The sequence below is a fragment of the Pelatocladus sp. BLCC-F211 genome, assembly GCF_041928655.1.
Classification (GTDB): domain Bacteria; phylum Cyanobacteriota; class Cyanobacteriia; order Cyanobacteriales; family Nostocaceae; genus Pelatocladus.
This window is the reverse complement of sequence record NZ_JBHFLM010000003.1, coordinates 1-9,047: the sequence shown is the minus strand read 5'-3', so window position 1 is coordinate 9,047 and position 9,047 is coordinate 1. Positions and strand designations below refer to the sequence as shown.

Annotated in this window: 6 protein-coding genes; 2 read left to right on the top strand and 4 right to left on the bottom strand. The window is 41.9% G+C overall.

Annotated elements, in window-relative coordinates; translation table 11 throughout:
* Nucleotides 1-559: 559 nt before the first annotated feature.
* The 3 genes from ACE1AT_RS00110 to malQ form a co-directional block, all read right to left on the bottom strand.
* Nucleotides 560-889: a toxin-antitoxin system HicB family antitoxin gene (locus ACE1AT_RS00110; protein WP_374865309.1), complete on the bottom strand. Its 330-nt coding sequence runs from the start codon at nucleotides 887-889 to the stop codon at nucleotides 560-562.
* A 2-nt stretch (nucleotides 890-891) separates the two neighbouring features.
* Nucleotides 892-1,326: a putative toxin-antitoxin system toxin component, PIN family gene (locus ACE1AT_RS00105; protein WP_374865308.1), complete on the bottom strand. Its 435-nt coding sequence runs from the start codon at nucleotides 1,324-1,326 to the stop codon at nucleotides 892-894.
* A 172-nt stretch (nucleotides 1,327-1,498) separates the two neighbouring features.
* Nucleotides 1,499-3,019 carry a 4-alpha-glucanotransferase gene (gene malQ / locus ACE1AT_RS00100; protein ID WP_374865307.1) on the bottom strand — a complete coding sequence of 507 codons (1,521 nt, stop codon included), beginning with the start codon at nucleotides 3,017-3,019 and terminating at the stop codon, nucleotides 1,499-1,501.
* A 110-nt stretch (nucleotides 3,020-3,129) separates the two neighbouring features.
* Between malQ and treS the strand changes: the two genes are divergently transcribed.
* Together treS and ACE1AT_RS00090 are read left to right on the top strand one after the other, a co-directional pair.
* A complete protein-coding gene (gene treS, locus ACE1AT_RS00095; protein WP_374865306.1) occupies nucleotides 3,130-6,504 on the top strand; it encodes a maltose alpha-D-glucosyltransferase in 3,375 nt (1,124 codons plus the stop codon).
* A gap of 401 nt (nucleotides 6,505-6,905) precedes the next feature.
* Complete coding sequence (locus ACE1AT_RS00090; RefSeq protein WP_374865305.1) at nucleotides 6,906-7,898, top strand: PrsW family intramembrane metalloprotease; 993 nt, start codon at nucleotides 6,906-6,908, stop codon at nucleotides 7,896-7,898.
* Between the two features lie 26 nt (nucleotides 7,899-7,924).
* Here ACE1AT_RS00090 and ACE1AT_RS00085 read toward each other — a convergent pair whose 3' ends face one another.
* The gene (locus ACE1AT_RS00085) at nucleotides 7,925-8,797 is read right to left on the bottom strand and encodes a 6-carboxytetrahydropterin synthase (RefSeq protein WP_374865304.1); all 873 of its coding nucleotides are present in this window, start codon (nucleotides 8,795-8,797) and stop codon (nucleotides 7,925-7,927) included.
* Nucleotides 8,798-9,047 lie beyond the last annotated feature (250 nt).

Genomic DNA, 9,047 nt, shown 5'->3' with positions numbered 1-9,047 from the left:
TTAGTCATTTACGTAATTTCACATCTTGTTTAGTTATATAAGCTTCTTTTTTCTACTTAAAACTTTTCTCACTTCTGGAGTCACTTTTTTACACTCCTATTGCCTAATTAGTGGTTTATCCCCAGAGGTGCAAGATATAAGGCTTCGTACAATGCTGCCCCCTTTTTATCAGTCTTGGGTCTCCAAATGCTTTTCCCTCAACTGCTTGTGCGTGTATTTTGATTGGATTTTCCACCGCCTTTTACTCCCCACAACTCCTGCTCTTATTACTTTACTTGGACTTGTGTGTACACCGTAGCCGCAGGCGGGGAGGGGATTAAGGGGTGGGGTGCAATGATTGTGGGAAGTATAACTAATTATCCGAACTTAATATGATATTGTGAATGCATCGGGTTACATTGCGATCGCATCGAGTTACATTGCGATTGTATCGGGTTACATTGCAATTGTATCGGGTTACAGCAATCTTAAATGAGTTGTGAATATTGAGAGAGTCAGATCCCCGACTTTTACCCTACGGGTGTCTACAAAAAGTCGGGGATGTTGTTGTTCACGAATGTTATGTTTTTGAGCGTTCATGTATTCGCTGTTGAAGACGATTGATAACTTCAGAATTTAACTCTGCTTCTGCTTCAACTTTTTCTCGTTCAGCTAAAATTGATTCAATTTCGCTAGGAGAGGCTTGCTCTAACTTATCTAAAAGTGCTGCAAAAGATTGCTTTTGCTGTGTAACTTCCTCTTCAGATATCGGCTGAATTGAATAAGCTAATGTGACTTGTCGAGTCAGAGCATAAACTATATATTGATTAAGAGAAATACCTTCACCTTCTGCTAAGTGAATTAGTTGCTGATGAAGTGTTTCAGGTAATCGAAGTGTTAACCGACTCATTGTTAACTCCTTTCAGACGCTAGTTTGATTACTAACTCAGCAGGTGTAATAACTTTTAGACCTAGTGATTCGCTTGCTCTTTGAAAATCACGAATATTTGATGTGACTATCATTGCACCTGCATTCATTGCACAATCAATGACAAGATCATCTCCAGGATCGGGTGAAGTTGGTCGCCATGAGTAGTAGATTATTGTGAATTGAGCATGATTGAGAAGTTCTGCCAAAACAGATTGAAGTTTTTGCCAACGAGCTTTTGAAAGCTTACGAGACAAAACATCTTCATATTCATAAGCTAACGCATTAGAAACACAGATTGTCAGTAAATCAGCTAACCATGCATCAATAATTAGACCAGCAGCACCGCCCTGCTTGGTTAGTCCCTCAAAAACAACATTAGTATCGATAACAACACGAGACAGCAATGAAGTAGACATGACACTACTATAGCACTATAGATAGTGTCATGATTTGCTAGCAACTATGAAGAGTCAGAACTCCGACTTTTACCCTCGGGTAAACCACCCTACGGGTGTCTACAAAAAGTTGGGGATCTTATTGTTCACGAATGATTTAGTTTTGTAGTGGCGTGGCACTAGTTTTTATAATTCAACGACTGTAGAGTTGTGTCATCTCTAACAATCTTTGACTCAACTCTGATGTGAGTAAATCAGAACTGGTGTAACGCCAACGCCAGTTACCTGCATTCACACTTGGATCGTTCATTCTGCCACTATTATCTAAACCCAAAATATCTTGGAGGGGAAGAATCGCTAAATCAGCGACAGAAGCTAAAGCTGTGCGAATGAATTCCCAATTGATTTCCAGAATTTCTTCCGGCGAATCATAACCCAGATACTTAGCAACCATTTGCTTTTCTTCGGGTTTGGCTCCATCTTGCCACCAACCTAGTGTAGTTTCGTTATCGTGAGTACCTGGATACACTACGCTATTTTTAATGTAATGGTGGGGTAAGTAAGCATTATCAGAACCACCACCGAAGGCAAATTGCAAGATTCGCATTCCTGGAAAGTCAAAGCGATCGCGCAAGTATTCTACTTCTGGTGTAATAATACCTAAATCTTCTGCCATCATGGGCAAACTACCCAAGGTTGTTTCTAGAGTTTCAAAAAATTCGACTCCTGGTGCTTTCACCCACTCGCCATTGATAGCTGTTTCTTCGCCAGCAGGTACGCGCCAGTAAGCTTCAAAACCCCGGAAGTGATCAATCCTGACAATATCTACATATTGTAATGTGGCTCGGAAACGTTCGATCCACCAAGCAAAGTTAGTTCGCTGCAACTTCTCCCAATCGTAAACTGGATTTCCCCACAGTTGCCCAGTTGCGCTAAAATAATCTGGTGGCACACCCGCAATATAAGCAGGTTCTAAGGTTTGTGAGTCGAGTTGAAAAATCTCAGGATTTGCCCAGACATCAGAACTGTTGTGGCAAACGTAAATTGAAATATCCCCAACAATCTGGATGTTTTTGCCGTTGGCGTAGGCACGTAGTTGTGACCACTGCTGAAAAAATTTAAATTGTAAGAATTTATGGTATTGTATTTCGTTGTTAAGATCTTCAGTCGCGGCTTGTAAGGCATTGGGTTCACGGCGAGCGATCGCACTTTCCCACTGACTCCACGCTTTGCCTTCGTTGGCTTCTAGTAGCGCCATAAACAAGACGTAATCGTCGAGCCAAGCCGATTGCATCTGACAAAATTGTTCATACTCAGGGTTTGATTTTTCCGTCAGGGAATGCTGGAAGCGTTCATAAGCAAGACGGAGAATTTTCATCTTGTGAGGAATTACTGCATCGAAATTAACTCGATTGAGGTTATCTGCTGCACCTTTTGGTGGCAGCGTCAATTCCTCTTGGGATAGTAAATTCTCTTGTCCCAACTGCTCTAGACTGATCAGCAGTGGATTTCCTGCAAAAGCACTAAAATTCATTGTATAGGGTGAATGTTCATAGCCCGTGGGTCCCAATGGCAAAATTTGCCACAGTCTTTGACCGCTTCTCTGCAAAAAATCCACAAACTCGTAAGCTGAATGACCTAAATCACCTATGCCAAATTGACTAGGCAGACAAGTAGGATGTAACAAAATTCCGCTTGCTCTTTGAAAACTCATCACAAAATCCTCAGAAATTCGGTATCAGGTAATACAAAAAGGTCTAAAATTTCAACCAGGTTGCGAGTCTCCCTTGTACAATAACTTATTGCCAATAGGTTGTATAAACTATGCAAAATCCGATTTTGAAGGACGATCCGCTTTGGTTTAAAGATGCTGTAATCTACGAAGTGCCTGTACGTGCTTTTGCCGATAGCGATAGCGATGGCATTGGCGATTTTTGTGGCTTAACACAGAAGTTAGATTACTTGCAAGATTTGGGAGTCACCGCAGTTTGGGTACTGCCCTTTTTCCCCTCGCCATTACGCGATGATGGCTATGACATTTCAGATTACACCAGTGTCAACGCCATATACGGTAATCTAGAAGACTTTAAGGCTTTTTTAACAGCTGCCCATGAGCGCGGAATTCGCGTCATTATTGAGTTAATCATTAATCACACCTCTGATCAACACCCTTGGTTTCAACGGGCGCGGCGATCGCCTGTGGGCAGTTCAGCCAGAAATTTTTACGTTTGGAGTGACACCCCTGAAAAGTATCAAGATACGCGGATCATCTTCAAGGATTTTGAAACCTCTAACTGGACATGGGACCCTGTAGCGAAGGCGTATTATTGGCATCGCTTTTATTCTCACCAACCAGATTTAAACTTTGAACACCCAGAACTACAACAGGCGCTATTTAATGTTGTTGATTTTTGGTTAGAGATGGGCGTGGATGGACTGCGTTTAGATGCAGTACCTTATCTTTATGAACGCGAGGGAACCAACTGTGAGAACCTACCAGAAACCCACGAGTTCTTGAAGAAATTGCGCCGCCATGTAGACGACAATTTCCCTAATCGGATGTTACTGGCAGAAGCAAACCAGTGGCCGGAAGATGCGGTGGAATATTACGGGCAAGGGGATGAGTGCCAAATGGATTTTCACTTCCCACTGATGCCACGTCTGTATATGGCGTTACATATGGAAGATAGCTTCCCCATTATTGATATTTTGCAGCAGACGCCACAAATCCCCGATAATTGCCAGTGGGCGCTATTTTTACGTAACCACGATGAACTGACTTTGGAAATGGTCAGTGATGAAGACCGTGATTACATGTATAAAGTCTACGCCCAAGATCCTCAAGCCCGGATCAACTTGGGTATTCGTCGCCGTCTGGGGCCGTTGATGGGTAATAACCGTCGCCGGATTGAGTTGATGAATGCTTTGTTAATGTCTTTGCCAGGAACACCGGTATTGTATTACGGTGATGAGATTGGCATGGGGGATAATATTTATTTGGGCGATCGCAACGGTGTACGTACTCCGATGCAGTGGAGTCCCGATAGAAACGGGGGTTTTAGTAGTGCGAATCCCCAAAGGCTTTATGCTCCCTTGATTGTAGACCCAGAGTATCACTACGAAGCAGTCAACGTCGAAGCACAACGGGCAAACCCAAATTCCCTGTGGTGGTGGACTAAACGACTAATTGCCACTAGAGGACGCTATCAGGCTTTTGGTCGGGGGACATTTGAATTTTTGTATCCAGAAAACCGCAAAGTCCTAGCCTTTACCCGCAACTACAACGATGAACACATTCTTGTTGTGGCTAATCTCTCACGGTTTGTACAAACTGTGGAATTAGATTTGTCTGCCTTTAATGGTATGGTGCCAGTAGAAATTTTTGGTCGCAACGCTTTTCCGGTAATTAGCGACTCTCCTTATTTCCTCAGCTTGGGACCCCATGCATTCTACTGGTTTACATTGCAATTGCAACCCAGCTTTACTTGTCCAATTCGCAATCCTAACCAAATACCCAAACTAATAGTGAGTGGTAAATGGCAGAATATTTTTGCTAAAGGTGAGGCGAGGACAGCACTGGAAACGATACTGCCAGATTACCTGTGTAGTTGTACTTGGTTCGACGGCAAAACACGCATCATCCAAGCTACTCACATCACAGAAGCAATTCCTGTAAATCACGAATCCACCCAGGCATATATTATTTTACTGCGGGTGGACTACACAGAAGGCGATCCCCAAACCTACGTTCTTACCCTTGCCTACGAGACAGATGGGATTGGTAACGATCGCTTCACCACTCACACTGAACAAGTGATCGCTCAAATTTACGTCCAGGGTAAACAAGAAACTGGAATTTTATTTGATGCTCTAAGACAAGAAGACTTTTTGAATATTCCCTTAGATGCGATCGCTCATCATCATACCTTCATCGGTATGGAGGGTAAATTAGTGGGAACAACCACAGAAGATTTCCCCGAAATCCTTACTCAGGTCAGTGATAAAAGTAGTAATGTTTCCCTGGAAGCGCATTTACTCAAAGGAGAACATACTAACACAGGCATTATTTATGGCGATCGCCTGATCTGCAAAATCTTCCGCAAAGTCGAAGCGGGTATCAACCCTGATCTAGAGATTGGTCGTTTTCTCACCAAAACTGCAATCAGCAAAAGCACACCCCAGTTAGAACATTTAGCTCCCGTTGCTGGTGCATTAGAATACCACCATAAAGGGTCTGCACCAATGACATTGGGGATTTTGCGAAAATATATCCCTGAGATTCGAGATGCTTGGTCTTACTCCTTGGACAGCCTGCGTGACTTTTTTGAACAAGTTTTGCCAAAATACGTAGATATAGCTGATATCGAGCTACCATCTAACTTGTTGCAAGCAGCACTGGAAATTCCGATTCCGGAAATGGCTCAAGAGTTCATGGGCAATTACCTGGTAGTGGCTGAATTGCTAGGACAGCGGACTGCGGAACTGCACATAGCGCTAGCATCTGATGTTGAAAATGTCAACTTTGCACCAGAACCATTTTCTTCGTTCTATCAGCGCTCAATTTACCAATATATGCGGAATCAGGCAGGACAAACATTGTTGCTGTTGAACAAACATTTGATGCAACTGCCTAATGATGTGCAACCTGTGGCAAAGTTGGTACTCAATCAACGTGAGTTGATTTTGGCACACTTTCAGGAGATTTTGAATCACAAAATCACTGCCATGCGGATTCGTTGTCATGGTAATTATTCCTTAGAGGAAGTTTTGTATACGGGTAAAGATTTCATCATCATTGATTTTGAAGGTGACTCAACTCGTCCTTTAAGTGAACGCCGCATGAAGCGATCACCTCTACGGGATGTTGCTTCCATGATCGGATCTTTCTACTATGCCAGCCGCGTTGGTTTGCTGAATGAGAAAGAAAGTGGTATATTGCGTCCCGATGAACTACCATTAGCAGAACACTGGCAACAGTTTTTCTTCTGTTGGTCTAGCGTCGCCTTTTTAAAATCCTACCTAGCAACATCAGACCATGCAGCCTTTATACCTAAGCATCCCAGAGAATTAAAAGTCTTGCTAGATGCTTTCTTATTAGAAAGAGTCATCTTAGAGATAGACTACGAACTCAAAAATCGTCCGGATTGGATTGATATTCCTTTGCAGCGAATTTTGGAATTATTGCAAAACTCGAAGTAATTCGGTTGATGTTGATCAACGCCTTTCTTGTGTTCGCTATTGGTGATTGATGGTTAGTAGTTAGTTAGTGGTTAACAACCAACTACTAACTATTAACTAAGTAGGGTTTGCTGAAAAAGTGATGAAAAGCTAGAGGAAGATTAGTTTATTTATTCAAGCAATGGTAGAATGCAATTTTTTATTGTCAATCCTAAGCCAAAATATAATTATCAATAATAGCAAGCTGTAAAAAAGGCGTATTCCGTTTCAAAAACGACATTGCGATCGCAAAATCGAATACTTCAGCCTTGAGGAGAAGTGACATTTAGCTGAAATAAAAAGAAGCCTCTCGCCTACCCGAAGGGAGGCTTTCGGAGATGAATTTTGAACTTCAACATTGGCACCAGCCACGATACCAGTAAATGGCTGATCTATCTTTATTTCTCTGGGCAGTCGCACCCCCTTTGTTGCTTCTAGTTTTCTATTATTGGCGCTTTGCTAATAGCCCATCCTTACTGCGACTACTGTTATTTTTTGTCTTTGGGGGAATATCTGGTTTCATAGCTTTGAGTTTAGAGTGGCTTGTGGAAACACAACTCAACTCCTTTGCAGCTTGGCGACAAATTAGCCATACTCTTACAGGTGTTACCCTGCGACAATTACTAGAAGTCGGGCCGATAGAAGAAGGTTGTAAGTTAGCAATAGTTGTGGCTCTAGGTTGGTATTTTCAGCGTCGTCAATATCGCTTACGCCCCAGTACAGTCTTTCTCTTTACCATAACTGTTGCTCTGGGATTCACCGCCGAAGAAAACTGGATTTATTTTGTTAACGATACAGCATCAATTTTAGAGAGAGCGATCGCAACACCAGTTCACGCTATGTTCTCTGCACCCTGGGGTTATGCCATAGCATTATCTTTGGGAAATAAGACTCGTTTACACCGCTCTCACCCAAATGTTACCAAAGCTTGGCTCAATTCTGTGATTTGTCATGCCATAGTCAATGTTCTATCTACTGCTTGGCGTTATCCCCAACCGTTGTCTTTCCTCAGCTATGGTTTGTTTCCCTTTTTATTGTGGATGTTTTGGCGGCTCGAATATTTACTGCGAAAAGTACAAAAAATACCAACCATAACTTTGATTAGTGGTTACACACCACAGCAGCGTTTTTGGCAGAGGGGTTTGGTATTATTCGCTCTCATGTTGGGTGGTAATGCACTTTTTGGGTTATTTCTGTTGATTAGAAATCTTAATTATTTGAGTTATACACAGCTTTTTGAACTTAATATCCTGTGGTTTATACTTAGCCGCATCTTGCTTAATCTAGTTTTCGGACTATTCGCCTGGAAAATTTATCACTATTTGCGTACTCAAGTTCGTAGTAAGCGCTTTAGCGCTTATATATTCAAGGACTAAAGTCCTTACTACGAACATAGATTAAGCTAAATACGCGCTAAAACTGGCTGATTTTCGGCAATATTTACAGAATTGGATTCTGTTTCAGCGCAGTAAATTTCACAAGAATTATTCGGACTTTCAATTAACTTGACTTTATAAAGTTTAGCTCCCAATTTTTGAATAGGCGATCGCAATAAATTACTGATGTGAAGTGCAATATTTTCAGCAGTAGGCACAACTTCTGAAAAATAGAGAACATCTTTGTTCAAGAAAGTGTGATCAAATGGCTCAACCACATAGTCTTCTATGACTTGATTCAACGCACCTAAATCCACAATCATGCCAGTGCGTGGATCTATTTCCCCTTTCACTGTCACTTCTAAATGATAGTTGTGTCCGTGACCGTTGGGACGCGCACACTTACCATAAATCTCGAAGTTATCTTGATCGCTAATATCTGGATGCGCTAGCCTGTGAGCAGCGCTAAAGTGAGTACTGACACTGAGATAAGCTTCCATTCCGTTTCCCATATAGTCTGCCCAAAGTTCAGGATTTTCAAATAGCTGCACACGGACTAGAGGTAAATGGGGTGCTAGCTTTTGCCAAATCACCCTTGCAATATTTTCTGTCGTAGGTAGAATTTGTTGAAATTCTGCCCACACATCGTTGAGATAGGAAAAGTCTAGTTGGCTAGTTACTTCTTGCTTAATCACGTGTTTGACATCAGACAAGTTCAGCACCATGCCATATTTATCTAATTCCCCAATTAGGGAGACAAATAAGACATAATTGTGTCCATGTCCTGGAAAGCGAGAGCAAGCACCAAATTTCTCTAAATTCTCAGCTTCACTCAATTCTGGCAACCAATAGCGATGGCTGGCCGAAAACTGAGCGCGGCGATTCACAACGCATTGCATGAGTATAGTGGGAGCATTATTTAATATTTCTTAATATTTTAACGCTTCCAGCGTCAATTATTTTGCGGTTAAAAGCCATTATTGCTCAATCTTTTTGTCAAAAATTGGATTTAAACCTCGTCCATCTTGAAAAGAGGAGTTTTTCAAAAAGGACATTATGTAGGTTGGGTGGAACGGAGTGTAACCCAACATTAACCAGACTATAATGTTGGGTTTCGCTGTCGCTACACCCAACCTACAAAACTACAGT